Source organism: Ostreiculturibacter nitratireducens (assembly GCF_032670585.1).
Lineage (GTDB): Bacteria > Pseudomonadota > Alphaproteobacteria > Rhodobacterales > Rhodobacteraceae > Ostreiculturibacter > Ostreiculturibacter nitratireducens.
In genome coordinates, this window is sequence record NZ_JAVQHL010000002.1 from 704,589 (window position 1) to 730,016 (window position 25,428).

General features: G+C 66.5%; 28 protein-coding genes. 17 read left to right on the forward strand and 11 right to left on the reverse strand.

Annotated elements, in window-relative coordinates:
* Positions 1-7: 7 nt before the first annotated feature.
* Complete coding sequence (locus ABCN56_RS10745) at positions 8-820, reverse strand: zinc-ribbon domain-containing protein (RefSeq protein ID WP_343080792.1); 813 nt, start codon at positions 818-820, stop codon at positions 8-10.
* 152 nt (positions 821-972) lie between these two features.
* Between ABCN56_RS10745 and ABCN56_RS10750 the strand changes: the two genes are divergently transcribed.
* From ABCN56_RS10750 to ABCN56_RS10760, 3 genes are read left to right on the forward strand one after another with little or no spacing between them, the layout of a single operon-like run.
* Positions 973-1,659: a cell division ATP-binding protein FtsE gene (locus tag ABCN56_RS10750; protein WP_425466095.1), complete on the forward strand. Its 687-nt coding sequence runs from the start codon at positions 973-975 to the stop codon at positions 1,657-1,659.
* Positions 1,659-2,549: a cell division protein FtsX gene (locus ABCN56_RS10755; RefSeq protein ID WP_343080793.1), complete on the forward strand. Its 891-nt coding sequence runs from the start codon at positions 1,659-1,661 to the stop codon at positions 2,547-2,549. The genes ABCN56_RS10750 and ABCN56_RS10755 overlap by 1 nt, the downstream gene beginning before the upstream one ends.
* Positions 2,546-3,283, forward strand: coding sequence for a lysophospholipid acyltransferase family protein (locus ABCN56_RS10760; protein WP_343080794.1), 738 nt, complete (start codon positions 2,546-2,548; stop codon positions 3,281-3,283). Before ABCN56_RS10755 ends, ABCN56_RS10760 begins: the two co-directional genes overlap by 4 nt.
* Positions 3,284-3,408: 125 nt before the next feature.
* On the opposite strand, the gene ABCN56_RS10765 is transcribed toward ABCN56_RS10760, so the two are convergent.
* Positions 3,409-4,368 carry an acetyl-CoA carboxylase carboxyltransferase subunit alpha gene (locus ABCN56_RS10765; RefSeq protein WP_343080795.1) on the reverse strand — a complete coding sequence of 320 codons (960 nt, stop codon included), beginning with the start codon at positions 4,366-4,368 and terminating at the stop codon, positions 3,409-3,411.
* 112 nt (positions 4,369-4,480) lie between these two features.
* Between ABCN56_RS10765 and ABCN56_RS10770 the strand changes: the two genes are divergently transcribed.
* On the forward strand, positions 4,481-5,689 hold the full coding sequence (locus tag ABCN56_RS10770; RefSeq protein ID WP_343080796.1) for an MFS transporter: 1,209 nt from the start codon (positions 4,481-4,483) through the stop codon (positions 5,687-5,689).
* Between the two features lie 48 nt (positions 5,690-5,737).
* Here ABCN56_RS10770 and ABCN56_RS10775 read toward each other — a convergent pair whose 3' ends face one another.
* Positions 5,738-6,694 carry an L-malyl-CoA/beta-methylmalyl-CoA lyase gene (locus ABCN56_RS10775; protein WP_343080797.1) on the reverse strand — a complete coding sequence of 319 codons (957 nt, stop codon included), beginning with the start codon at positions 6,692-6,694 and terminating at the stop codon, positions 5,738-5,740.
* 184 nt (positions 6,695-6,878) lie between these two features.
* Between ABCN56_RS10775 and dgcA the strand changes: the two genes are divergently transcribed.
* Positions 6,879-7,844, forward strand: a complete 966-nt coding sequence (gene dgcA, locus ABCN56_RS10780; protein ID WP_343080798.1) for an N-acetyl-D-Glu racemase DgcA — start codon at positions 6,879-6,881, stop codon at positions 7,842-7,844.
* A gap of 8 nt (positions 7,845-7,852) precedes the next feature.
* Positions 7,853-8,716 (forward strand): D-amino-acid transaminase, encoded by an 864-nt coding sequence (locus ABCN56_RS10785; protein WP_343080799.1) that lies wholly within the window; start codon positions 7,853-7,855, stop codon positions 8,714-8,716.
* A gap of 4 nt (positions 8,717-8,720) precedes the next feature.
* Here ABCN56_RS10785 and ABCN56_RS10790 read toward each other — a convergent pair whose 3' ends face one another.
* The 6 genes from ABCN56_RS10790 to ABCN56_RS10815 form a co-directional block, all read right to left on the reverse strand.
* Positions 8,721-9,119, reverse strand: coding sequence for a hypothetical protein (locus ABCN56_RS10790; RefSeq protein WP_343080800.1), 399 nt, complete (start codon positions 9,117-9,119; stop codon positions 8,721-8,723).
* Positions 9,109-9,744, reverse strand: a complete 636-nt coding sequence (locus ABCN56_RS10795) for a DUF5671 domain-containing protein (protein ID WP_343080801.1) — start codon at positions 9,742-9,744, stop codon at positions 9,109-9,111. The genes ABCN56_RS10790 and ABCN56_RS10795 overlap by 11 nt, the downstream gene beginning before the upstream one ends.
* Positions 9,745-9,877: 133 nt before the next feature.
* Complete coding sequence (locus ABCN56_RS10800) at positions 9,878-10,408, reverse strand: putative glycolipid-binding domain-containing protein (protein WP_343080802.1); 531 nt, start codon at positions 10,406-10,408, stop codon at positions 9,878-9,880.
* A complete protein-coding gene (locus tag ABCN56_RS10805) occupies positions 10,405-10,719 on the reverse strand; it encodes a DUF1244 domain-containing protein (RefSeq protein ID WP_343080803.1) in 315 nt (104 codons plus the stop codon). Before ABCN56_RS10805 ends, ABCN56_RS10800 begins: the two co-directional genes overlap by 4 nt.
* A 12-nt stretch (positions 10,720-10,731) precedes the next feature.
* Positions 10,732-11,385, reverse strand: coding sequence for an HAD family hydrolase (locus ABCN56_RS10810; protein WP_343080804.1), 654 nt, complete (start codon positions 11,383-11,385; stop codon positions 10,732-10,734).
* A gap of 3 nt (positions 11,386-11,388) precedes the next feature.
* Entirely contained in the window at positions 11,389-12,132 is a 744-nt protein-coding gene (locus ABCN56_RS10815; protein ID WP_343080805.1) for an N-formylglutamate amidohydrolase, read from the reverse strand.
* A 133-nt stretch (positions 12,133-12,265) separates the two neighbouring features.
* Between ABCN56_RS10815 and pyk the strand changes: the two genes are divergently transcribed.
* From pyk to ABCN56_RS10840, 5 genes are all read left to right on the forward strand, one after another.
* A complete protein-coding gene (gene pyk / locus ABCN56_RS10820; RefSeq protein WP_343080806.1) occupies positions 12,266-13,711 on the forward strand; it encodes a pyruvate kinase in 1,446 nt (481 codons plus the stop codon).
* 27 nt (positions 13,712-13,738) lie between these two features.
* On the forward strand, positions 13,739-13,963 hold the full coding sequence (locus tag ABCN56_RS10825) for a hypothetical protein (RefSeq protein ID WP_343080807.1): 225 nt from the start codon (positions 13,739-13,741) through the stop codon (positions 13,961-13,963).
* A 115-nt stretch (positions 13,964-14,078) separates the two neighbouring features.
* Positions 14,079-14,279, forward strand: a complete 201-nt coding sequence (gene rpmI, locus ABCN56_RS10830; protein WP_343080808.1) for a 50S ribosomal protein L35 — start codon at positions 14,079-14,081, stop codon at positions 14,277-14,279.
* Positions 14,280-14,291: 12 nt separating this feature from the next.
* Positions 14,292-14,654: a 50S ribosomal protein L20 gene (rplT, locus tag ABCN56_RS10835; RefSeq protein ID WP_343080809.1), complete on the forward strand. Its 363-nt coding sequence runs from the start codon at positions 14,292-14,294 to the stop codon at positions 14,652-14,654.
* 90 nt (positions 14,655-14,744) lie between these two features.
* On the forward strand, positions 14,745-15,029 hold the full coding sequence (locus ABCN56_RS10840) for a hypothetical protein (protein ID WP_343080810.1): 285 nt from the start codon (positions 14,745-14,747) through the stop codon (positions 15,027-15,029).
* 2 nt (positions 15,030-15,031) lie between these two features.
* Here the strand turns inward: ABCN56_RS10840 and ABCN56_RS10845 are convergent, their stop codons facing one another.
* Positions 15,032-15,760 carry a class I SAM-dependent methyltransferase gene (locus tag ABCN56_RS10845; RefSeq protein WP_343080811.1) on the reverse strand — a complete coding sequence of 243 codons (729 nt, stop codon included), beginning with the start codon at positions 15,758-15,760 and terminating at the stop codon, positions 15,032-15,034.
* Positions 15,757-16,806: a glycosyltransferase family 2 protein gene (locus ABCN56_RS10850; RefSeq protein WP_343080812.1), complete on the reverse strand. Its 1,050-nt coding sequence runs from the start codon at positions 16,804-16,806 to the stop codon at positions 15,757-15,759. Before ABCN56_RS10850 ends, ABCN56_RS10845 begins: the two co-directional genes overlap by 4 nt.
* 77 nt (positions 16,807-16,883) lie before the next feature.
* Between ABCN56_RS10850 and ABCN56_RS10855 the strand changes: the two genes are divergently transcribed.
* From ABCN56_RS10855 to ABCN56_RS10880, 6 genes are all read left to right on the forward strand, one after another.
* The gene (locus ABCN56_RS10855; protein ID WP_343080813.1) at positions 16,884-18,473 is read left to right on the forward strand and encodes an ArnT family glycosyltransferase; all 1,590 of its coding nucleotides are present in this window, start codon (positions 16,884-16,886) and stop codon (positions 18,471-18,473) included.
* 300 nt (positions 18,474-18,773) lie between these two features.
* On the forward strand, positions 18,774-20,189 hold the full coding sequence (locus ABCN56_RS10860; protein WP_343080814.1) for a TrkH family potassium uptake protein: 1,416 nt from the start codon (positions 18,774-18,776) through the stop codon (positions 20,187-20,189).
* 100 nt (positions 20,190-20,289) lie between these two features.
* The gene (pheS, locus tag ABCN56_RS10865; RefSeq protein ID WP_343080815.1) at positions 20,290-21,363 is read left to right on the forward strand and encodes a phenylalanine--tRNA ligase subunit alpha; all 1,074 of its coding nucleotides are present in this window, start codon (positions 20,290-20,292) and stop codon (positions 21,361-21,363) included.
* Between the two features lie 36 nt (positions 21,364-21,399).
* Positions 21,400-22,161 carry a type 1 glutamine amidotransferase gene (locus ABCN56_RS10870; RefSeq protein WP_343080816.1) on the forward strand — a complete coding sequence of 254 codons (762 nt, stop codon included), beginning with the start codon at positions 21,400-21,402 and terminating at the stop codon, positions 22,159-22,161.
* Positions 22,158-24,575, forward strand: a complete 2,418-nt coding sequence (pheT, locus tag ABCN56_RS10875; protein ID WP_343080817.1) for a phenylalanine--tRNA ligase subunit beta — start codon at positions 22,158-22,160, stop codon at positions 24,573-24,575. Before ABCN56_RS10870 ends, pheT begins: the two co-directional genes overlap by 4 nt.
* A 75-nt stretch (positions 24,576-24,650) precedes the next feature.
* Positions 24,651-25,298 carry a phosphoribosyltransferase gene (locus ABCN56_RS10880; protein WP_343080818.1) on the forward strand — a complete coding sequence of 216 codons (648 nt, stop codon included), beginning with the start codon at positions 24,651-24,653 and terminating at the stop codon, positions 25,296-25,298.
* The last annotated feature ends 130 nt before the right edge of the window (positions 25,299-25,428 follow it).

Sequence of the window (25,428 nt, forward strand, 5' to 3'; positions counted from 1 at the left end):
GCGTGGGCTACTGGCCGCCGTCCGCGGGTTCGCCCTGAAGGCGCGCGGTCAGGTTCCGCATCTGGTCGTCAAGCCAGAAGCGCGCGCGGTCGACCTTGGAGACATAGGCCACAAGGGCCGGTTCGGTGCTTGGGAAGGTGGCGATCAGTCTCGAGGCGGACAGGTAGACCACCAGCGCGACGGACGCGAGTATCAGCACGGGCACGAAGCCCCGGCGGAACCCGATGCGCCGCTTCGCGGCAAGTTCGGCCGCAGCCGCCGCAAGCGCCGCGGCATCCGGTTTCGCGTCCGCGCGAAGGGTGGAGTTTATCTGCTCGATGTCCGGCAGCATCTTCGCCCGCGGCGCAGGCCCCGTCTCGCGCGGAGGCTGGGTGCGGATCTCCGCGACCTCGGGCTCGAACTCCTCTTCTTCCTCTACATCTTCCTCTTCAGCCTTCGCCGGGGCCGGCTCCGCCGCCGGTTCCGCGAGCCCCAGGTCGGGCTGCGATTCGATCGTGCCGGCCTCGGCGCGGCGCGCACGCGCTTCGCGTTCCGCCTCTTCACGCAGAATGTTCAGAACGCTGATATCGAGCTGGCGCCGCTGCTGTTCCGTCTCGACGGGGGCGGGCGCCTCTTCGTGTTCTTCGGCCACTTCCGCAGGCTCGATCTCGGGCTCTGCTTCGGGTGCGGCCTGCATGGGCTCCTCGGCTTCGACCGGCTCGGGACGGGTCTGGAACCACGTGTGGTTGCAGGCAGAACATTGAACGTCGCGACCCGCCAGAGGGATCACGTCGTCGGCTACTTCGTACTGAGCCCCGCAATTCGGGCAAACCAGCCGCATCGTTTCTTTTCCTGCCCCACGGGCGCGTCCCGACGGTCGCGCAATTCTGGCCTTTCTATTTCTCATGTTGTAGCAAGCAGGCGGCCGTAATCCAAGCGCCAGAGGCGCGACAGGCAGAAACTATGATTTCCCGGCCACTTCCGAAGCCGGGGATGGGGGAGAGGGCGGTGATCGAGCTTCAGGATGTCGCCTATGGCTATGGTGACGGCGTGCTGTTCAGCAATCTGACGCTGAGCCTCGCACCGGGATCTTTCCATTTCCTCACGGGGCCGTCCGGCGCGGGCAAGACGACCTTCCTCAGGCTTCTCTACGGCGATCTGATGCCCGTGTCGGGCCGGGTCACGGTATTCGGTCAGGAGCTGCGCGGGATGGACCGCGACGGGGTGGCGCGGATGCGCCGGCGCATGGGCGTCGTGCACCAGGATTGCCAGTTTCTCGACCACCTGCCGTTGGCGGAAAATGTGGCGCTGCCGCTGACGGTAGCGGACCGCACGATGGATCCGGGTGAACTTGCCGAGCTTCTCGCCTGGGTCGGCCTCGCCGAACAGGCGGACGCCTTGCCGCCCTCTTTGTCGGGGGGCGAACGCCAGCGCGCGGCGCTTGCCCGCGCGGTCATCATGTCGCCGGAGGTGATCCTCGCGGATGAACCCACCGGCAACGTGGACTGGGAAATGTCGCTGAAGCTCCTGACGCTGCTCGTGGAGCTGAACCGCATGGGCAAGGCCGTGCTGGTGGCCACGCACGATCTCAACCTCATTCGCGCCGCGAAGGCGCAGGTCGCCGCGCGGGTCCTCAGGATCAAGAATCGTCGGCTGCAACTCGCCGGGGCGGACCTGTGATGCAGATCTTCGCGATTTCCCCGCAATGGGCCACCGCCGCGCGCGTCGTGCCGCCGGCTGGCCATACCGCGCAGCTCACGGTGTTCGTCGCTGGCGCGATGGCCTTCCTCGCGGTCTTCGCGCTTGCCCTCTCGCTCGCCTCGTCCCGGCTTGCGGAGCGTTGGGAAGCCGCGCTCGCCCACAGTTCAACGGTGCGGATATCCGCGCCCGCCGACCAGGTCGCGGCCCAGGTCCGCGCCGCCGAGGCCGTGCTTGCCGCCACGCCCGGGATCGAGAAGTACCGCACTCTTGGCCCCGAGGAGACGCAGGCGCTGCTCTCTCCCTGGTTCGGTCCCGACCTGCCTGTCGAGTCGCTCCCGTTGCCGGTGCTGATCGAGGTCACCTCCGGCGGAGATGGCGTTGACGCCGAGGGCCTGAGACTCAGGCTTCAGGCAGAGGCGCCATCCGCGGTCTTGGACGACCACACCCGCTGGCGCGAACCGCTGGTGGCGGCTGCGGCGCGTCTGCGGTTTCTCGGGCTCCTGTCGCTTGTGCTGATCGGCGCGGCGACGGCGGCAATGGTCACGCTGGCAGCCCAGGCGTCGCTCGCGGCGAACAGGCAGGTGATCCGCGTCCTCCGCCTCGTCGGCGCGCGGGACACCTTCATCGCCCGCGCCTTCGTCCGCCGCTTCACCCTGCGCGCGCTGGGCGGCGCGGCCGGGGGCACGGTTCTCGGCCTGATCGCCATTGCGCTTCTGCCGCGCGCGGCGGAGGAGGGCGGCTTTCTGACCGGTCTGGGTTTCACCGGCTGGGGCTGGTTCTGGCCGCTCCTGATTCCGCCCTTCGCAGCAGTCACGGCCTTCGTGGCCACCCGCGTGGCCGCGTTCAAGAACCTCAGGGGGCTGGCATGAGACGTATCCTGCAATGGCCTCTCTCGGTCATCTTCATCGTCCTAATGTATCTGGCGATGGCGGTTTACGGGATCCTCTGGACCCCCATTGTCCTCTTTCGTCGCGAGGCGGCCTTCGACGCCGTCCATGCCTATTGCCGCTACGTCCGCTGGTCCGCCGCCCTGATCGTTGGGCTGCGGTCCGAGATCCGCGGGGAGCCGCCCACGGACGAGGTTCTGATCGCGTCCAAGCATCAGAGCTTCTTCGACATCATCCTGCTTGTGTCCGCGCTGCCGCGGCCGAAGTTCATCATGAAGAAGGAACTTCTCTGGGCGCCCATCCTCGGCTGGTACGCGGTGCGGCTCGGCTGCATCCCGGTTGACCGGGGCAAGCGCGGCCAGGCCATCGTGAAGATGGTGGCCGACGTGCAGGCGGGGCGCGCAGAGCCCGGCCAGCTCATCATCTACCCGCAGGGCACGCGCGTCGCCGCCGGGGCGAAGATGCCCTACAAGATCGGCACCGCCGTACTCTACAGGCAACTCGGCCAGGACTGCGTGCCCGCCGCGACGAATGTCGGAGTCTTCTGGCCGCGCCACGGGATCTACCGAAAGCCCGGCCTCGCCGTGGTCGAGTTCCTGCCCCGCATCAAGGCCGGGAAGTCCAGCGAGGAGTTCATGGCCGAACTCGAAGAGATGGTGGAAACGAACTCGAACCGCCTCATGGCCGAGGCGGGGTTCCGTGCGGGCGCGTCCTGAGGGGCAAAGGCCCACTCTCGGAGCAGATATCGGGATCAGTCCGGCTTGACGGCCGCCATGTCAGAGCGCCGCCGGAGCCTCCCGGCCTCTGTCGGGAGGATGAATTGGCCCAAGCACGCGGACAATCAGGCGGCGAGACCCTTCGACCCCATGTCGAGGTATTTCTGCCGGCGATCCCTGATGAGCTGATCGGGCTTCTTGCCGGACAGTTCCTTCAGCATCGCATCGATCGCCTTGCCGACGGATTCGATGGCTTCCTTGCGGCCGCGCTGCGCTCCGCCCAGCGGCTCCTTGATGATGCGGTCGATCACGCCGAGCTTTTCGAGGTCCTGCGCCGTCAGCCGCAGCGCCTCGGCGGCCTCGCGCATCTTCTCGGCATCCTTCCACAGGATCGAGGCGCAGCCCTCGGGGCTGATCACCGAATAGATCGAATGTTCCAGCATCGCGACCCGGTCCCCGGTGGCGAAGGCCACCGCGCCGCCCGAACCGCCTTCCCCGATGATGATCGAGATGAGCGGCACGCCGATCTCGAGGCATTTCTGGGTGGAACGCGCGATGGCTTCGGACTGGCCGCGTTCTTCCGCGCCCTTGCCGGGATAGGCGCCGGGCGTGTCGATCAGCGTGATGACCGGCAGGCCGAAGCGGTGGGCGAGGTCCATGAGGCGGATCGCCTTGCGGTAGCCCTCGGGCCGCGCCATGCCGAAATTGCGCTCGATCCGGGTCTTGGTGTCATGGCCCTTCTCGTGGCCGATCACCATCACCGGCTTGTCGTTCAGGCGCGCAAGCCCGCCCATCACGGCGTGATCGTCGGCGAAGTTCCGATCACCGGCGAGCGGCGTGTATTCCGTGAACAGCGCCTCGATGTAGTCCCTGCAATGCGGACGGTCCGGATGGCGCGCCACCTGGCATTTCCGCCAGGGGCTCAGATTCTTGTAGATATCCTTGAGAAGCGTTTCCGCCTTCGCGTCGAGGGCGGCCGCCTCCTTTTCGACATCCATCTCTTCGTTCTTGCGCGCCAGTGCACGCAGCTCCTCGGCCTTGCCTTCGATCTCGGCCAGCGGCTTTTCGAATTCGAGATAGTTCATGTCGCGCTCCCTCGGGGGACTCGGGCCTATATGACGGCAGGCGAGGCGCTTTGCAACTCGCTGGCGCAATGCAGATGGACAAGGCAGATGCGCGGCCCTAGCGTCGCCGTCCATGCAGACCATTTCGCTTGACGGCCGCGCGGCCTGGATTCGCCTTGGCATCTCGCTCCTCATCGCCGTGGTGGGGAATGTGGGCATGTGGGCCATCGTTCTCATCCTGCCCTCGGTTCAGGCGGAATTCGGCGTGGACAGGGCGGACGCGTCCTTGCCCTACACGCTGACGATGGTGGGCTTCGCGCTCGGCAACTATTTCATCGGCCGCGCCGTGGATCGGTTCGGTGTCACCCGTTCCCTCATCGGCGCCGCGATCACCATCGCCGCAGGCAACGCGCTTGCCGCAGCCAGCCACTCGGTCACGATGCTTGCGGCCGCGCAACTCGTCGTCGGTTTCGGCACGGCGGCGAGCTTCGGCCCCCTCATCGCGGACGTTTCGCAGTGGTTCATGCGCCGGCGCGGCATCGCCGTGGCGCTGGTCGCCAGCGGCAATTATCTTTCGGGCGCGATCTGGCCGATGCTCCTTTCCGGTGTCCTCGCCGAACATGGCTGGCGAGTGGTCTACCTGATCCTCGCGGCAATCACGCTGGCCGTCGTGATTCCTCTCGCCGTTCGCCTCCGTCACGGCGTGCCCGAGGAGGCATCGCAGATTGCTTCCGGCGCCGCGGCGATCCGCGCCGCCGCGACCGGGCTTTCCCCGCGCGCGCTGCAATGGCTCCTCGGGCTTGCCGGCGTGGGGTGCTGCGTCGCCATGTCGATGCCGCAGGTCCATATCGTCGCCTATTGCGTCGACCTGGGCTACGGCCCCGCCGTCGGGGCCGAGATGCTGTCGCTGATGCTTCTGGGCGGCGTCGTGTCCCGCATCGCCTCGGGTCTTCTCGCCGACGTTCTCGGTGGCGTGCGGACGCTTCTCATCGGGTCGGCGCTACAGGGCCTCGCGCTGGTTCTCTACCTGCCCTCCGGAGGGATGACCTCGCTTTACATCGTGTCGATGATCTTCGGCCTGTCGCAGGGCGGGATCGTGCCTTCCTACGCGCTCATCGTGCGGGAATACCTTCCCGCGAAAGAGGCGGGCCAGCGCGTGGGCTTCGTCATGATGGCGACCATCGTGGGGATGGCGCTGGGCGGCTGGATGTCGGGCTGGATCTACGACCTCACGGGCTCCTACCGGATGGCCTTCATCAACGGCATCGGCTGGAACGTCCTGAACCTCGGGATCGTGCTGCTCGTGCTGTCGCGCTCCCGACCCCGCGCGCTTCCGGCCTGAGCGGAAGCGGGTCGCCTGGAACCTGCAGGTTCCGGGCGCTTTGCCGGATCACCCCGCGATCATCTCCGCCTGGCGCACGATGACCTCCGCCTGCCGGATAGAGGCGATGTCGACGAGCCGCCCCTTGTAGACGGTTGCCCCTGCGCCTTCGGCCTTTGCCTTCTCCATCGCGGCGAGAATCTCGCGCGCTTCGGCCACCTGCTCCTCCGAGGGGGTGAAGACCTCGTTCGCGAGAGTGACCTGCTTGGGGTGGATCGCCCATTTCCCGACCATGCCGAGCGTCGCCGACCGCCGCGCCTGCGCCCGGAAGCCCTCGTCGTCGGAGAAGTCCCCGAACGGCCCGTCGACCGGAAGAACGCCATGCGTCCGGCAGGCCGCGACGATCGCCGCCTGCGCCCAGTGCCAGGGGTCGGACCAGTATCTCTGACCCTCGCGGGCCATGTAGTAGTTTTCCTGCGTGCCCCCGATGCCGGTGGTCTGCATCCCCATCGATGCCGCGAAATCCGCCGCCCCAAGGCTCATCGCCTGAAGCCGGGGCGAGGAGGCCGCGATTTCCTCCACATGCGCGATACCAGCCGCGCTCTCGATGATGACCTCGAGACTGATGCGCTTCTTCCGGCCCTTCGCCGCTTCCACCGCGGTCACGAGCGCGTCCACGGCATAGACATCCGCGGCGCAGCCCACCTTCGGGATCATGATCTGGTCGAGCCTGTCGCCCGCCTGTTCCAGCAGGTCGACCACGTCACGGTACCAGAACGGCGTGTCGAGCCCGTTGATCCGGACCGAGAGGTACTTGTTCCCCCAATCGATGTCGCCGATCGCCTGGATGATGTTCTTCCGCGCCTCCGGCTTGTCGTCCGGGGCGACCGAATCCTCGAGGTCGAGGTTGATGACGTCTGCCGCTGAAGCCGCCATCTTTTCGAAGATCGCGGGACGCGAGCCCGGGCCGAAGAGCTGGCAGCGATTCGGACGGGCAGGGGCGGCAGGCTGAAGGCGGAAGGACATGGGCGGGCTCCCGGCAATGATGTTTCGTTTCGCTCGGGCTTTCGGGTAGAATATTGCGCGCCGGGATGCAAGACTCCTTTCGCAGCCGCAGCAAGATTGCGGCAATGCAGCGGGGCCTTGCGGTGGACGCGGGGCGCCGTTGGACGTAAGCCTCGATCAGGCCCTTCGGCCCCGGATCGGGACAATGCAGATCACCGTCACGCGCGACAGCTTCCGCCTTGCCGAGGTCTTCACCATCTCACGCGGATCCCGGACCCATGCCAACGTGCTCACCGTCCGGATCGAGGACGGCGGCCCGTGCGGCTGGGGTGAATGCGTCCCCTATCCGCGCTACGGCGAAAGCCTCGACAGCGTCACGGGTCAGATAGAGTCCCCTGGCGCGCCTGTCGAACGACACGGATTGCAGCAGGCCCTCCCGCCTGGCGCGGCGAGGAACGCGCTCGACTGCGCGCTCTGGGACCTTGAGGCGAAGCGTGCCGGCAAGCGTGTCTGGGAACTTGCGGGGCTCGCCGCGCCAGGCCCCCTCGTCACGACCTACACGCTCTCGCTCGACACGCCCGAGAAGATGCGCGCGGCTGCGGCGCGGCATGCCCACCGCCCGATCCTGAAGATCAAGCTCGGGACGCCGGAGGACATGCCCCGCCTTGAAGCCGTCCGCGCGGGGGCGCCCAACGTGCGCATCATCGTGGACGCGAACGAGGGCTGGACAGCGGAGATCTACGAGGATCTCGCTCCCCACCTCGTCCGGCTCGGCGTGAGCCTCGTCGAGCAGCCGCTTCCGGCCGGCGCTGACGAGATGCTCGGGGAGATCGCGCGGCCCCTTCCGGTCTGCGCCGACGAAAGCTGCCACGACCGCCATTCGCTGGCCGACCTCGCGGGCAAGTACGATGCGGTCAACATCAAGCTCGACAAGACGGGCGGCCTGACCGAGGCGCTGGCGCTGCGCGACCTCGCCCGCGCGCAGGGCTATGGTGTCATGGTCGGCTGCATGGTCGGCTCGTCGCTGGCAATGGCCCCGGCCGTTTTGGTCGCGCAGGGCGCCGACATCGTGGACCTTGACGCGCCCCTTCTTCTGGCCGAAGACCGTCCGCACCCTCTGCGCTACGACGCGGAGGGCGTCCACCCGCCGGACCGTGAGCTTTGGGGATAGGAGCGAAGATGAGCCGCATCGTCTATGTGAACGGGGAATACCTGCCCGAGGAAGAAGCGAAGATCTCTATCTTCGACCGGGGTTTCCTGATGGCCGACGGCGTCTACGAGGTGACGAGCGTGCTGGACGGCAAGCTGGTCGATTTCGAGGGCCATATCGCCCGCCTCGCCCGGTCGCTCCATGAACTCGAGATGGCGAGCCCGGCGACGACGGAAGAACTGCTGGAGATCCATCGGGAACTCGTCCGCCGCAACCGGATCGACGAGGGGATGGTCTATCTCCAGATCACCCGCGGCAATCCCGGCGACCGTGATTTCGTCTATCCCGACCCGCACAATGTGCCCTCCACGATCGTGCTCTTCACGCAGTCGAAGCCGGGTCTGGCCGACAGCCCGCTCGCGAAGACCGGGATGAAGGTCATCACCATCCCGGACATCCGCTGGGGCCGGCGCGACATCAAGACGATCCAGCTTCTCTATCCCTCGATGGGCAAGATGATGGCCCGCCACAAGGGCGCGGACGACGCCTGGATGGTCGAGGATGGCGCGGTCACCGAAGGCACGTCGAACAATGCCTACATCGTCGTCGGCCAGACCATCATCACCCGCGAGCTTTCCAGCGACATCCTGCACGGGATCACCCGCGCCGCAGTCCTGCGCTTCGCGGCCGAGGCGCAGATGGAAGTCGTCGAACGTCCCTTCACCGTCGAAGAGGCCAAGGCCGCGGACGAGGCCTTCGTCACCTCCGCCACGACCTTCGTCATGCCGGTGGTCGAGATCGACGGAACCCAGATCGGCGACGGGGCGCCGGGCCCGGTTTCCACACGCCTGCGGGAAATCTACATCGAGGAAAGCCGGATCGACGCCATCTGATCGGTCAGTAGCGGTATTTCAGGTCGAAAGAGAGGCATCCGGCTTTCGCGTCGAAGGTCCCGTGGATGAAGCGAGTCATCTCCGGGGCCTCGAACTCCGCGCAGAGCCTGAAGCCGGTGGCTGACACCCGCTTGTAGACGTAGGGCTCCCCGGTGAACGGGTCCTCGTAGCGATCGGCGATCAGGCACAGGTCGGTTTCCTCCAGTCGCGCCGGAAGTGTCCGGTTCGCGGCGTCCGCGAGGCAGTCGACCTGTTCCTTCAGGCTCAGGAGATCCTGAAAACGCACTTCGTCGCGCCGTTCCGCGCGACCCTGCATGGGGCCGCCCGTCGCCCAGACGCCGAGGACGACCGCAGCACCCACGGCCAGGGCGCCAAGGACCGCAGCCAGCCGGTCAGCTCGCATCGGCGTCCTCCCGGATCTCGGCGGAGAAGTAGAGGAACACGATCCCGCCGATAGCCGCGACGACCAGCGCCTTGAGCCCGAAGCGCAGTGTCAGGTCGCCATTCAGGAAGGCATAGATCACGTAGATCAGGTCGCCCAGAAGACCGATCGCCGCAAGGAACAGCGTGACGTAGCCGAACCATTTCCGAACGGTAGACCGCCGCTTGCCGGGATCGCGCCTGAGTTCCCGGGTTGCGCGGAGATTCAAGGCGAAGAACAGCGGGAAAAAGACGATGAGCGAGGCCGTGGACCACCGCATTCGTCGCAGGTCGAAGATATTCGTCGTCTCGCCGACTTCCGGCAGCCAGCGGTCGATCAGTTGCATCGACAACGAGGAAAGGTGCCAGGCGGACATTGCCAGCGCCAGGAACATGAGACCGTAGAGAAATGCCTCGCGGGCCGAGACATAGGGGCGGGGCCGAGGCACCGGGGGACTGAAATCGCTTTCCGCATAGGCGGCGAGCGCCGTGGCGATCTCCGTACCGGACCATCCGGCATCGGCGAGCGCGGCGCCTATCTCCTCGCGGTTCCGGCCGGCGTTCAGCGCATCCCGCACGAACTCCGCGAGTTGGTCGGCCCTGCGCATCGGCAATCCTCCGGTGTGTCCCTGCCGGGGATCAGGCTCGCCCGCCGCGGCGCCGGCGTCGTTGACACATGTCAACGCCCCTTCGGCCTGGTCGTTTTCGTCAGCCTTTTCCGAGAGCGCAACGACCTCTCCGCTATTTTTGCGCGGTCCAGAGCCCTTCGTAATCGCGCACGATGCCCTGCGCGTCGACCTTGAGCCGCGCCGAGCCGGCATCGGAGGTGAGGAGATACTCGGTCTCGTTCAGCCGGCTGTAGGTCTGGCGCTCGGGCCTTAGGCTTCCTTTCGCCAGGTCGAAGCGGGCGGCGACGATTTCGGCCTCGCTGCCGACAGGGAGCTTCAGGCGCCGGATCGCCAGGGTCTTGGTGGCGGGCGTGAAGTCGAGGTCGATGTCGACCGCATCCTCGAGACCCGGGACCGGGGTGCCGTTGATCGACCACGCGCCTTCCCTGGTGCGACGGATGAAGATGCGGGAATTGGCGCCGATCCGGACGCGGCGGGTGGTGCCGTCGTCATGGGCGCGCACGCGGTAGCGGGTCACCTTCCAGTCCGCGTCGGTGGCCGAGCCGTCGATCAGGAATCCGCCCTCGGCTTCGGCGAAGCGGCAGGCGTCGTTGCCCGGGCGGTCCCGGCGGAGCCAGAGTACGGCATGGGTTCCGGCGATCATGAGCGTTCTCCTACGTTCTCGCGGAAGGCCACCTCGAATGCGGCCTTCTTGGTCTCGTCGGCCTCGGTCTGGTGCGCGTCCTTCCACTGGTCGTAGGGCATGCCGTAGAAGATCTCCCGCGCCTCGTCCTTGGTCATCTCGATCCCGCGGGCGTTGGCGGCCTCCTGGTACCAGCGCGACAGGCAGTTGCGGCAGAAGCCGCCGAGGTTCATCAGGTCGATGTTCTGCACGTCCGGGCGCTTCTCGATCAGGTGTTCGCGCAGGGCGCGGAAGGCCGCGGCCTCGATTTCGGTGCGGGTCTTGTCGTCCATGAGAGCACTCCGTCAGTCGATGAGCCCGGCGGCGCGCGCGCCTTCGAGCAGGGATTCCGCAAGGTGATGGGCGCGCCGCGTGCGTGCGGGCGATATATCAGGAATCTGGACAACGGTCATGCCCGCCGCAAGTGCGGCGGCGGTTCCGGTGTCCGAATCCTCGAAGGCGATGCAGGTGGATGGGGCCGCGCCGAGGCGCCTCGCGGCCTCGACGAACAGGTCGGGCGCGGGCTTCGCGCGCGGCACCGCGTCGAAGCCCACGACATGGGCCATGTCGAAATGCCCGTGCAGTCCGGCGGCACGAAGCTTGCGGACCGCGCTTGCCGTCGCACTGTTGGTGGCGACCGCCCGCGGCAGTCCGCGGCGTGCGAGGTCGGCCAGAAGCACCTCCACCCCGGCCATCGGGGGGATGCCTGCGTCCTGCGCCTGACGGGTCGCGGCGCGCCATTCGGCGTCGAGCCTCCCGAGGTCAAGGCCCGGCCCCACATGCGCGGCGAGCCGTCGCTGCCCCTCGATCTCGTCGACGCCGACGAGCGAGGTCAGGAAGTCACGCGCGACCGGGAAGCCCATCCCGGACAGGACGGTGAGGCCGATTTCGATCGCCTGGCGCTCGGTGTCGATGAGCGTCCCGTCGAGATCGAAGATGACGGCTGCGAAGCGTGACATTGCCTAGAGCCCCGTCTCCGCCAGCACCTCCTCGAGGATCGGGGCGAGGCGGTCCGCCCAGGCGATCTGCCCTTCTTCCAGCGCGATAAGGTCGTGGCGCAGCTCGATCAGCACGTTGGGCCGGCCATGCGCCAGCGCGTGGCGGTCGATCGCGTCGCCGTCGAGATGGCCGGAATAGGGTTCGTTGTTACCGACATTCAGGTCGGGCTCCTGACGGAGCCGCTCGATCAGCGGTTTGGCCAGCCGTTCATCCCGGTGCGAATAGAGGATGCCGATCTGCCAGGGGCGCTCCGCCCGCCCGACGAGGCGGGGGGTGAAGCTGTGCACGGCGCAGATCACCGTGTCGGAACGCCGGGCGGCCAGGCTTTCGTATGCATCGTGGTAGGGCAGGTAATAGGCCGCCTTCCGCCGTTCCAGCTCCGCCGCGCCGGCCTTGCGGTTCTCCGGAATGATCGTGCCGTCGTAGAGCTTCATCAGAAGCGTCGGATCGTCCTCGCCCCGGTTCGGGTCGATCACGAGCCGCGAGAACGTTGACAGGACGGCCGGCGCGTCGAGCCGTTCGGCCAGTGCCAGCGTCAGCCCGCGCGCGCCCACGTCATAGGCGATGTGGCGCGCCATGTCCGAAGCGGAAATGCCGAGCGATCCTCCGCCGATTTCTTCCGGCACGCGGTTCGAGGCATGGTCGCAGGTGACCAGCCACCGCGAGGCGCGATCCTCCCCAATGATTTCAAAGGCGTCTTGCGTCATCTTCCCGTCACGCATGGCTGCCACGTTCAAGCGGCGGGGATGGCCTTCGGTGCCAGTTGCCCCTTTCCGAGATTTGCTCCATATAGGGCGCGGCCCACCGCGACAACTGAACGATGCAAGGAAACGAGGCAGCATGAGACGCCTTCGCAACGTCAAGATCGTGGCCACACTGGGCCCGTCTTCCAGCGATTATGAAACCATCCGCGCGCTCTTCGAAGCGGGCGCTGACGTGTTCCGCCTGAACATGAGCCACGGCAGCCACGAAGATCAGAAGGCGCGGTACGACATCATCCGCCAGATCGAGGCTGACACCGGCCGGCCGATCGGCATCCTCGCCGACCTCCAGGGGCCCAAGCTCCGCGTCGGCACCTTCGCCGCCGGCGCCGCCGATCTGGAAGAGGGGCAGCATTTCCGCTTCGACCTCGACCCGACACCGGGCGAAAGCCACCGCGTCTGCCTGCCGCACAAGGAGATCTTCGACGCGCTGGAGCCCGGTTCGCGGCTCTTCGTCAACGACGGCAAGATCCGGATGCGGGTCGAAAGTTGCGGCGACGATTTCGCCGATTGCGTCGTGACCACGGGCGGGACGATCTCGAACCGGAAGGGCGTGAACGTGCCGGACGTCGTCCTGCCGCTCGCCGCGCTGTCGGACAAGGACAAGGACGACCTGGAATTCGCCTGCGGGCTTGGCGTGGACTGGCTCGCGCTGTCCTTCGTGCAGCGGCCCGCGGACGTGATCGAGGCCCGCACGCTGGCCAGGGGGCGCGCCGCGATCCTGTCGAAGATCGAGAAGCCGGCAGCGGTCAAGGCGTTCGCCGACATCCTGAAGGTTTCCGACGGGATAATGGTCGCGCGGGGCGACCTCGGCGTCGAGCTTCCCGTCCACTCCGTCCCGCCGATCCAGAAGCGCCTCGTGCGCGCCTGCCGATCGGCCGCGAAGCCGGTGATCGTTGCGACCCAGATGCTGGAAAGCATGATCGAAAGCCCGATGCCGACGCGCGCCGAGGTTTCCGACGTCGCGACCGCGATCTACGAGGGTGCGGACGCGGTGATGCTTTCGGCCGAATCCGCTGCCGGCCAGTATCCGGTCGATGCCGTGGCGACGATGGACGCCGTGGCCCGCTCGGTCGAAAGCGACCCGACCTACCGCGAGGTGATCGAGGCGAGCCGCAAGGTCGAACGCGAAAGCGTCGCCGACGCGATCGTCTCCGCCGCGCGTGAGATCGCCGAGACGACGGACATCAACGCGATCTGCTGTTTCACCCAGTCCGGCACGACCGTGAGCCTCGTCGCCCGCGAACGCCCGCGCGTGCCGATAATCGCGCTGACGCCGCTGACCTGGGTGCTGCGCCGGCTCTGCCTGACCTGGGGCGTCCACTGCGTGAAGACGGAGGAGATCGAGCGCTTCAAGGGCGCGGTCGTGTCGGCCGCGCGCGCGGCGCGGGAATTCGGCTTCGCGGACGAGACGAGCCAGATCGTCGTGACCGCGGGCGTGCCGTTCAACGTCACCGGCACGACCAACATCGTGCGGGTGGCGCCCTGCGACGAGAGGTTGATTTTCCGCACCGATCCCGAATAATCGGGTCTCCCCGGTTGGAGCCATCTCATGGACAGCGACCTGGTACTCGTCATCGGAGTCGTTGCCGTCTTCCTGGCGATTCCGTCCCTGATCGCCGCCTTTTCGGAAAGCCGGCCACCGAGAATGGCGATCACGCTGTTCCTGGTGGGCGGCGCGATGATACTGATCGCGGCGGCGATGCGGCCGAGCGGCTACCGCCCGGATGAGGTGCCGGGGGCCTTCGTCCGGGTGATCGGGCGGATCGTGAACTGAGCCCACCACTTGCCAACAGGCGCGCGCCCGGCTATAGGGCGCGCTCATTCCCCGCGCGGCCGGCCATAGTGGCATGCCGAGTCGCGCGTCAACGATCTCGCAAGAGGAGACCGAAATGCCCAAGATGAAGACCAAATCGGCCGCGAAGAAGCGGTTCAAGATGACGGCCTCGGGCCGCGTCAAGGCTGGTGTCGCCGGCAAGCGTCACGGCATGATCAAGCGTTCGACGGACTTCGTCCGCAAGGCGACGGGCACGATGCTGCTCTCCGACCAGGACGCCAAGATCGTCAAGAAATACATGCCGTACGACCGCTGAGGAGTCTGGACAATGGCACGCGTTAAATCCGGCAAGGTCACCCACGCCCGTCACCGCAAGGTCGTGAAGGCCGCGAAAGGCTACTACAGCGCCCGTTCGCGCAACTTCCGCACCGCTACTCAGGCCGTAGACAAGGCGAACCAGTACGCCACCCGCGACCGCAAGACCCGCAAGCGCAATTTCCGCGCGCTGTGGATCCAGCGTATCAACGCGGCCGTGCGCGAGATCGATGCCTCGCTCACCTATTCCCGCTTCGTGAACGCCCTTTCGAAGGCCGGGATCGAGGTGGACCGCAAGGTTCTCGCCGACCTCGCCGTTCACGAACCGGCTGCCTTCGGCGCCATCGTCGAGAAAGCGAAGGCCGCGCTCGCGTAACCTGCGGCGAGACGGACAGGAAATAGCCCCGCGAGTACCATGAAGGTGTTCGCGGGGTTTTCGTTTCAGCCCACCGTTTGGGAGTCCGGAATGCCCGAGATCTTTCTCCATCTATTCGCCGACCTGCGTGCCGAAGCCGTCGGCCTGATCGGCGGGGCGATCTTCCTAGGCTCCTGGATGCTCCAGGCATGGGAATCGCGGTTGCACGGAACACCGGTCGTCTCGGGCAGGTTCTTTGCGCTCAGAGCTGTCGCTTGCGCCCTCCTGACCTATGAGGGCTACCGCACCGGCTCTCTCTCCGTCGTCGTCGTCATGCTCTCGACGATGGTGCTGATGCTCTACAATCTGCTGCTCCTGCGACGGGGCAGGCGCTGAAATCAGGGTCCGAGCCGGTCAAGCGCGGTCTGGTCCCGCGCCAGAAGCGTGGTTGAATCCCTGTATGGCAGGCAGACCGCCATCCCGTCGAGCCTGAGCGAAGCAAGGCCGGAGCGCGTGATCGCCTCGCGGTAGCGGCGGCGGTTCGTATCGTCCAGCAGGATGATCCCGCCATCTGCCAGGTGCTCGACGACCTCGGTCAGGCAGGCCTCGCGTGCGCGCCCGTCGATCACGATCAGGTCGAAGGGCCCGCCCGCATCCCGGATCGCAGCGACATAGCTGTCGAAACTCTGGCCCTCGAAACCTGGCTTGGAGGAGCCAATCCGCCCTCCGGATTCGCTTGGCACGTGAAGAAGCCGCACTGCCGGGTTATCCTGCATCTGCCGCCGCACGCGGGCGTGCCAGTCGGCATCGTGGTCGACCGAAACGACCTCGGCTCTGCGCCGTGCCAGCCAGACCGTACTGGCCCCGCTGCCATACTCGAAGACTCGTTTCCCCGCCCCCTCGGAGAGGAAGCGGTCGACCGCGTCGAGCGCGTCGAAGGTCCACCATGCCAGGTCGAGCCGGACCAGATCGTCCATGTCGTAGATGGCAAAGAGGGAGCGCAGCCAGAGCGCCCGCCGCGTGCCGCGCCGTTCGAGCCAGCCGAGGAACCCGAGGGGTCGCAGGACACCGCGCAGACCGCGCAGGACGGCGACATAGCTGCGCTGGGCGAGGGCGGCCACGCTCATTCGCCGGCTCCCGGCAGGCCGCGCCCTGCCGTCTCTGCCGTGACGTACTTGTCGCTCTCTTCGAGCCGGTTCGCGTGGATCAGTTCAGCGATAAGTCCGGTGCCCAGAAGCTGCATCCCCGTCACCACGAAAAGGATGCCGATGAGCAGGAGCGGACGGTTCCCGATCGGACCGAGACCGAGGAACCACAGGACCGTGAGATAAGTGATGAACAGGCCCCCGAGCAGCAAGAGGGGCAGCCCGATCATTGCAAAGAAATGCAGTGGCCGCGATTGGTACCGGGTGACAAGCATCACCGTCGCCAGGTCGAGGAATCCTTTCACCAATCGCCGTGTTCCGTATTTGGACTGGCCATGGCGACGCGGGTGATGAGTGACCGGAATCTCGCTGACGCGGAAGCCTGCCGCATGCAGAAGCGCCGGAGTGAACCGGTGCAGTTCGCCATACAGGTTCAGCCGCTCCGCCGCCCGCCGGGTGTAGGCCTTGAAGCCGCAATTGATGTCGTGGATGTCGATCCGGAAGACCCGCGCCGTCATCGCGTTGAAGACCTTCGAGGGCAGCGTCTTTCGAAGCGGGTCGTGCCGCATCCTCTTCCAGCCGCTGACCACGTCGAAGCCCGCCTCGATCGCTTCGACGAACCGTGGGATCTCCGCGGGGTCGTCCTGGAGGTCGGCGTCCATGGTCAGGATAACCTCGCCCCTTGCTTCCGCCAGCCCCGCCGAGATCGCGGCGGCCTTGCCGAAGTTGCGGGTAAAACGGATCGTCCGGGTCGTCTCGGGTGCGCGTTCCGAAAGACCGATCGCGATCTCTCCGCCACCGTCGAGGCTGCCGTCGTCCACGAGGATGATCTCGTACTGCAATCCCATCCCAGCCAGAACCTTGGCCAGCCGGCTCCAGAGCGTCTCGATCGTCTCCACCTCGTCCATGAATGGAACCACGACTGAGACCGAGTTCACCTTTCGGCGAGGGGCTGGCATGTCGGCCACAGTCGCGGCGGAAACCACTGCGCCGGGTGTCAGCGATTCCAGGTTTTTCCTATCCTTCATCGCGTTGGCGGCCCCCGAGGTTGGTCGATTCAAATCCGGTACCCGACGGGTCCGTCGTCGCACAGGTTGTCCTACGCATGTCCCTTCCGGAAACGGAGCACAAGTTAGCAACGCATGTCTCGGCAGGCCAGTGCGTTTGCGGCAGCCCGGCGCTATGGGCCGGGGTCGTGGTGTTCGGGACGCTGATCCTGGGTCTCTGGACGCTGTGGGAACCGCTCGGCCTCGACCAGGGCATCCACGCCACGATCGGTTTCGCGCTCGATCAGGGGCTTCTTCCCTACCGCGACGTCTACAACATCAAGCCGCCGATGACGACAGTGACGCACTGGCTTTCCCAGGCGCTCTTCGGCCATTCCTTCGTGGCGATCCGGTGCTTCGACCTTCTGGCCGTTCTCGCGACAGCATTTGGTGTCCGGGCAGTGTCCGGACGCCTTGGCCTGTCGCGGCCTGCTGCGGCTCTGGCCGGGCTGCTCTTTGCTTCCTTCTACTACGGACTGACCTTCTGGGAACACGCCCAGACCGACGGCTGGGCCGGTTTTCTCGTCGTCGCAGCGATCCTTGCCCTGCTCAGGGGCTGGGGTGAGGGCAGGGGCGGCTGGTTCTTCCTTGCCGGGGCGCTACTCGGCCTGGCGTTCGGCTTCAAGTATACGATTGCGGGGACTGGGCTCCTGATCTTCGCCCCGCTTCTCGCACGCGACCCCGCATACCTTTTTTCCTGGCGCGGGTTCCTGTTCTTCGTCGCGGGCGGGATCGCTGCGCTCGCCGCCATCTTCAGCGCTATGGCCGCAGCCGGTATCCTTGCCGATTTCCTGGAAATCCAGCGCTATATTCTCGGCTATATCACCATCGAGGGAGAATCTCTGCCGCTGCCGCACCTGAGAATCGTTCTGGCTCTGGCGCGGAACACCCTCCCCTTCCTTCTTTTCTTAATCGGCCTCGTTACCTTGCCCTTCACAGGCCATGTCCGCCGCTTCGGTCTTGTTGTCCTGGCGATCTGGCTCGGGACGTGCGCGCTGTCGGGCATAGCCCAGGGCAAGGGGTTCGAGTACCACTACCTCCCGATCCTGCCCCCAGCCGGCATCATCGCGGCATCCGGGCTCCGGGCGATCCTGTCGAGGCTTCCCTCAGAGATCCGGACCCTGCGCTTCGTGCCGCTCCTCCTTGCCGCAGGTCTGGCTTTCTCGACCGAGGCGCCTCGGCGCAGCGTCGCGACCGTCTTCATGCTCGCCCGCGGCGAGGACCCGGTGCCGCGCTGGGAAAAGGACTTCCCGCTCGATCACTACAATTTCTCCGACATGAGACAGCTCAGCGCCACACTCGACGAATTGCGCGCGCCTGACGAGACGCTTTTCCTCTGGGGCTACGATACGGGCATCTACCTGCTGCAGCGGACTCCGCCCCGCCATCGCTATCCCTATTCATGGCCGTTGGTCGTCAATTTCCATGACGGCCGCTACACGCAGGACCTTCTCGACCGTCTCCGTTCTTCGCCGCCCGACATCATCCTCGTCCAGAAGCAGGACGAGGTGCCCCTCGTGACCGGTCATCGCCTGGATTCTCGAGAGATGCTTGACGCATTTCCCGAACTGAAGTCCTTCCTGACCGGCCGCTACCGTCTGCTGCGCACGCTTTCGCGCTATGACATCTGGCGCCTGGACCAAGGCTGATCCTGGCTGCGGGTTGCATTTGCCCCGCTCCCTCGCTAGCAGAGCGGCGTGGCAACTGGGGATCGGCGATGAACGACCTGAGGCGGACAGACCCCGACGCGGCCTCCATGTTCTCCAGCCAGGCAGCGCCGGAAACACCACGCCGCGCCATGATCGCCTGAGCCGCGAAATGGACGTGAGCAGCATGCCGCCGCGCCCTCTGGTCTGGCGGCATCTTGCTGACAAGACGCCGGTGGCCAGCCGACTTCCCGGAAGGGGCAGCGCCTCGGCGCCCGGACACGCGCAGACGGGGCTCTTCCGATGACCTTCGTCATATTCGCGAACGGCGTGGTGATCCTGTTCAATGCGGTCCTCATGGGGGTCGTCGCGCTCGTCTTCCCCGACACGGCATCGATCTTCGCCCTCTCCTCGGCTCTTGCCGCGACTTTGGGCGCGCTCCTGGCCATGTCGGCTTCCAGTTCCATGACGGGGCTGCACCGTATCCACACCTTCCTGCTGACCTCGACGGTCTGGCTCACCTCGGCGCTGATCGGGGCGCTGCCGCTCTATCTCTGGACCCTCTCCCCCGTCGACGCGATGTTCGAGGCGATGTCGGGCATCACCACCACCGGCTCGACTGTGATGGTGGGGCTTGACGCGACGCCCCGCGGCATCCTCATGTGGCGGGCGATCCTGCAGGTCCTCGGCGGGGTCGGGTTCATCGTCACGGGCATGGCGCTCCTGCCCATGCTGCGCGTCGGGGGCATGCAGCTCTACCGGACCGAAAGCTCCGACCGCAGCGACAAGGAACTGCGCAGCGCGACCTTCATCGCGAGCGCCACGCTCGTCATATATCTCGCGCTCATCGGGCTCTGCGCCTTCGTCTACCTAATCGGGGGAATGGGTTTCTTCGACGCGCTCACACATGCGATGACGACGCTTTCGACGGGCGGCTATTCGAACTACGACGCTTCATTCGGCCATTTCGAAAGCCCATTCCTGCAATGGTCCGGGACCGCCTTCATGCTGATGGGCGCCTTGCCCTTCGCCTGGTACATCCGCGTCTACAACCGGGGCATCTACCGGAGCGAGCAGGTCGCCATGATGCTCTGGAGCCTCGGCTCGGTGATCGCGGCCCTGACGCTCTGGATGGTCGTTGCGAAGGGCATGGCCCCATTCGAGGCGCTGAGGCTCGTCGCGTTCAACGTGGTGTCCGTGGTCACGACCACCGGCTACGCGACGACCGACTACACGCAGTGGGGCAGCTTCGCGGTGATCGCCTTCTTCATCCTGACCGCGGCGGGGGGATGCACCGGTTCGACCGCCGGCGGGGCGAAAGCGATGCGCTGGATCATCTTCGCCCGTTCGGCCGTCGCGCGCATCCGCCAGATCCACAATCCGCACGGCGTCTTCCCGATCCGCTACGAGGGCCGCGTGGTCGAGGACGAGGCGCTGAACGGTGTCCTGTCGTTCTTCATCTTCTACTTCCTCACGGTCGCGGGGTTGGCCGTGGCCCTCGACCTCGCCGGGCTCGATTTCTCGACGGCGGTCAGTGGCGCGCTTGCGGCGGTCGCCAACGTTGGCCCCGGCGTGGGCGGCATCATCGGGCCTGCGGGCAACTTCGCCTCGCTCAACGATACGGCCAAGACGATCCTCGCCTTCGGCATGTACCTCGGCCGGCTGGAGATGATGACGGTCTTCGTCCTGTTATCACCGGCGTTCTGGCGCGAGGTCTGACCTTCGGGCCGCAGCTTTTCCCGTTTTCTCGGGATGCGGAACTTGTCGCTGGTTCCAAGCTGCGTTAGCTACGGCGGCGACCTGAAAAGAGGAACCGTTCATGGACGATCTGCGCCAGAAATACCTGAACGCGATTGCCGATGCGGCGGACGAGGGAAAGCTCGAAGAGATCCGCCTCGCCGCGATGGGCAAGCAGGGCGAGGTGGCGCTCAAGATGCGCGAGCTCGGCAAGATGACGCCGGAGGAGCGGCAGGTGGCCGGCCCCGCGCTGAACGCGCTGAAGGACGAGATCACCTCGGCGCTCGCCGCGAAGAAATCCGCGCTGGCCGACGCCGCGCTGGATGAGCGGCTGCGCGCCGAATGGCTCGACGTGACGCTTCCCGGGCGGCCGCGCCGCATGGGTACGTTGCACCCCGTCAGCCAGGTGACCGAGGAAGTCACCGCTATCTTCGCCGACATGGGCTTCGCCGTGGCCGAGGGCCCGCAGATCGAAAGCGACTGGTACAACTTCGACGCGCTGAACATTCCGCCGGAACACCCCGCCCGGCAGGAACACGACACCTTCTTCATGGCGCGCGAAGCCGGCGACAACCGCCCGCCGCACGTTCTGCGCACGCACACCTCGCCGGTGCAGATCCGCGCGATGCAACTGCACGGCGCGCCGATCCGCGTCATCGCGCCGGGCCGGGTCTACCGGATGGACATGGACCAGACGCATACGCCCATGTTCCACCAGGTAGAGGCCCTCGCGCTCGACCGCGACATCTCGATGGCGAACCTGAAATGGGTGCTGGAGGAATTCTGCCGCGCCTACTTCGAGGTGGACCAGGTGGAACTGCGTTTCCGCGCCTCCCACTTCCCCTTCACGGAACCCTCGGCCGAGGTCGATATCCGCTGCTCCTGGACCGGCGGGCAGCTGAAGATCGGCGAAGGCGACGACTGGATGGAGATCCTGGGCTCCGGCATGGTCCACCCGAAGGTGCTCCAGGCCGCCGGCGTCGACCCGAACGAATGGCAGGGCTTTGCCTTCGGCATGGGAATCGACCGGATCGCGATGTTGAAATACGGCATACCCGACCTCCGCGCCTTCTTCGAAAGCGACCTCCGCTGGCTCCGCCACTACGGCTTCGCCGCGCTCGACATGCCGACGGTGCATGGGGGATTGAGCAGGTAATGCTTCCTTGCCCCAACCTCTGACCGGAACCCTCGGATGATCACCATCACCATCGTCGAAAGCAACACGCCCGATCTGCCCGCGCAGGCGGAGATCTATGCGGCCGCGCTTCTGGCCATCGATCCGGGGCTCTCGATCCGGATCGTCGCGCCCTATGCGGGTGCGTTGCTTGAGGATGCGTTCGCGGAGTCCGACGGAATCATCTTCACAGGCTCAAGCGTCGAGTGGAACACCGCCGCGCCTGAGGCGGAGGCGATCCGGGGCGCGATGCGCATGGCGTTTGCGACGGGGCGGCCGATCTATGGCTCGTGCAACGGGCTCCAGCTTGCCGCCGTCGTTCTCGGTGGCACGGTCGGCGCCTCGCTGAACGGGCGCGAGGACGGGATCGCGCGCGAGATCATCGTGACCGAGGCCGGGCGCGCGCATCCGATGCTGCGGGGCCGCGCGGAAGTCTATTCCGCGCTCTGCGTTCACCGCGACGAGGTGCAGGGCCTGCCGGAAGGCGCGATCCTGCTTTCCGGCAACGCCCATTCGCCCGTTCAGGCAATGGCCTATGAGCGCGACCTGGTGACATTCTGGGGCAGCCAGTATCACCCTGAATACGAGCCCGATTACCTCGCCCGCGTTCTGGAAAGCCGTGGCATCGACCTGGAGGACTGCCAGGCGATCCGGGTCTGCGCGGAGGACGCCGTGGCGGCGCAGCGCGCGGGCACGCGGACCGAGGAAATGAAACCCGAAGTGCGGCGGACCGAGCTGAGAAACTGGCTCGATCATGTTCGAGATAGGAAAGCGAAATGAAATTCACCCTCTCCTGGCTCAAGGACCACCTCGAGACGACCGCGTCCCTCGACGAAATCCTCTACGCGCTCACCGATCTCGGCCTCGAGGTCGAGGAGGTCGAGAACCCCGAGGAAAAGCTCGGCGCCTTCCGCATCTGCAAGGTCATCGAGGCGGTGCAGCATCCGAACGCGGACAAGCTGCGCCTTTGCCGCGTCGCGACCTATCCCGACGGCCCGGGCGGCCGGGAGGAAGAGGTGCAGGTCGTCTGCGGCGCGCCGAACGCGCGTACCGGCCTCGTCGGCGTCTTCGCCCCGGTCGGGACCCATGTTCCCGGCACCGGCGTTGATCTCAAGCCCGGCGTGATCCGTGGGGTGGAGTCGAACGGCATGCTCTGCTCGGAACGCGAGCTCGAGATTTCCGAGGACCACGAGGGCATCATCGACCTGCCCCCGAACGCGCCCCTTGGCGAGCGGTTCATCGACTACAAGGGTCTGAACGACCCGATGATCTACATCAAGATCACCCCGAACCGCCCCGACGCGCTCGGCGTCCGCGGCATCGCCCGGGACCTTGCGGCACGGGGGCTCGGCGTGCTGAAGCCCGAGATGATCGAGCCGGTGAAGGGCGCGTTCCCATCGCCGATCACGGTAACGATCGACCCTGCGCTGAAGGAAAAGGGCTGCCCTCTCTTCGCGGGCCGCGTGATCCGTGGCGTCAAGAACGGGCCTTCGCCGGCTTGGCTTCAGGCGCGCCTCCGCGCGATCGGCCTCCGGCCCATCTCGGCGCTCGTCGACATCACCAACTTCTTCACCTTCGACCGGAACCGCCCGCTCCACGTCTTCGACGCGGACAAGGTGAAGGATGGGCTAAGCATCCAGGCCGCCAAGGGCGGTGAGCAGCTTCTCGCGCTGGATGAGAAGACCTACACCTTCTCCCCGGGCCAGATGATCATCTCGGACGCCGAGGGCCCTGAAAGCATCGCGGGCGTCATGGGTGGGGAACACACCGGCTGCACCGGGGAAACGGTCAACGTCTTCCTCGAATCCGCCTATTGGGACCCGATCACCATCGCCGCCACCGGCCGAGCGCTCAGGATCAACTCGGACGCCCGCTACCGCTTCGAACGGGGCGTGGACCCGGAATTCACTCTCCCGGGGCTTGAGGCCGCGACGCGGATGATCCTCGACCTTTGCGGCGGCGAAGCCTCCGACGTCGTCCTCGACGGCGCCGTACCGGCCACGAAGCGCGCCTACAAGTTCGACCCCCACCGTGTCATCCGCCTGGTCGGCATGGACATCGGCGAGGGCGAGCAGCGCGCTACGCTTGAGGCTCTGGGCTTCACGCTCGAAGGCGACATGGCGAGCCCGCCCTCCTGGCGCCCCGACATCCTGGGCGAGGCGGACCTGGTCGAGGAGGTCGCCCGCATCGCGTCCCTGACGAAGCTCGAAGGCAAGCCCATGCGCCGCGCGCGGCCGGGCGTGCCGAAGCCGATCCTCACGCCGATGCAGGTCCGCGAAAAGGCCGCGCGCCGCACGCTCGCCGCTCTCGGCTACAACGAATGCGTGACCTATTCCTTCATCGACGCGGCCAGTTCCCGTCTCTTCGGCGGCGGGTCGGAGCCAACGCGGATCGACAACCCGATCTCGTCCGAGATGACGCATATGCGCCCGGACCTGCTGCCAGGCCTGCTGCAGGCAGCGGCGCGGAACCAGGCCCGCGGTTTCATGGATCTTGCGCTCTTCGAGGTAGGCCCGACCTTCTCCGGCGGCGAGCCGGGCGACCAGGCGCTGCATGCAACCGCGCTTCTCGTCGGAGCGGCGGCGGCCCGCGACCCCTTCGGGTCGCGCCGGCCGGTCGATGTGTTCGATGCGAAGGCGGATGCCGAGGCGGTGCTGTCCGCGATCGGCGCACCGCAGAAGGTGCAGATCACGCGCAAGGCTCCCGCATGGTTCCACCCGGGCCGCTCCGGCGTCATGGGGCTTGGGCCGAATGCGCTCGCGGTCTTCGGCGAGGTGCACCCGAAGGTCCTGAAGGCGATGGACGTGAAGGGTCCCGCGATGGCGGTGACCATCTACGTCGAGGCCGCGCCCTTCCCGAAGACCCGCACCGCGACGCGCCCGGCGCTGGCGCTGTCGGGCTTCCAGGCGGTGGAGCGTGACTTTGCCTTCGTCGTCGACAGGCAAGTCGAGGCGCTGACGCTCGTCAACGCCGCGCAAGGGGCTGACAAGGCGCTTATCGAGCGTGTATCCGTCTTCGACGAGTTCACGGGCGAGAAGGCCGAGGCGCAGATGGGCGCTGGCAAGAAGTCGCTCGCGATCTCCGTCCGTCTCCAGCCGACGGACCGGACACTCACCGAGGAAGAGATCGAGGCGGTCAGCGCCAAGATCGTCGAGAAAGTCGCCAAGGCCACGGGCGGGGTGCTGCGCAGCTGAGCCGCGAGGCTTGGCCCGCGCTCCCCGCTCTGGCAGACTGATCGCCTGAGCCCGCAAGGGCAGGGGAGGGCAGTCATGTTCGCGAACCGCATCGAGGCCGGAAAGCAGCTTGCCGAGAAACTCGCCGAGCTAGGCCCCGAGAACCCGGTCGTCCTCGCGCTGCCGCGCGGGGGCGTTCCCGTGGCCAACGAGGTCGCGAAGCGTCTGAAGGCGCCGCTCGACCTCGTTCTCGTCCGCAAGATCGGCTCGCCGGGGCACGAGGAGCTCGCGGCCGGCGCGATCGTCGACGGAGAGGAGGCGCAGGTCGTCTTCAACCCGGACGTCCTGCGGATGCTGGGCCTGACCGAGTCCGACTTCGAGGAGAAAAAGCGCCAGAAGCTCGCCGAGATCGAGGAGCGCCGCAAACTCTACCTCGCGGGCCGCGCGCCGCTGCCTCTCGACGGCAAGACGGCAATCATCGTCGACGATGGCATCGCCACAGGCGCCACGGTCAAGGCGGCTCTGAAGGGGGTCGCAAAGCGCGGCCCGAAGCGCATCGTGCTCGCCATACCGGTCGCGCCGCCAGACAGCCTGGCCGATCTGGACCCCCTCGTGGACGACCTCATCTGCCTGGAAGCCCCCGACCACTTCTACGCCGTGGGTGCGCATTACCGTGACTTCGGCCAAACCTCGGACACGGAGGTGCAGCGGCTGATGCGCGAAGCGGACCAGTCCGGGAACTGACCTGCGACCCGCGCCCCCTGCGATCTTCGGGGTTCCTTCCTGACGCGAAGAAACGGGCTGCTCAGGCGTGAAATCGTGTTAGGGATTTCACCCACATGCGCCGTCAGGAAACGCGGGCATCCATTTGTTT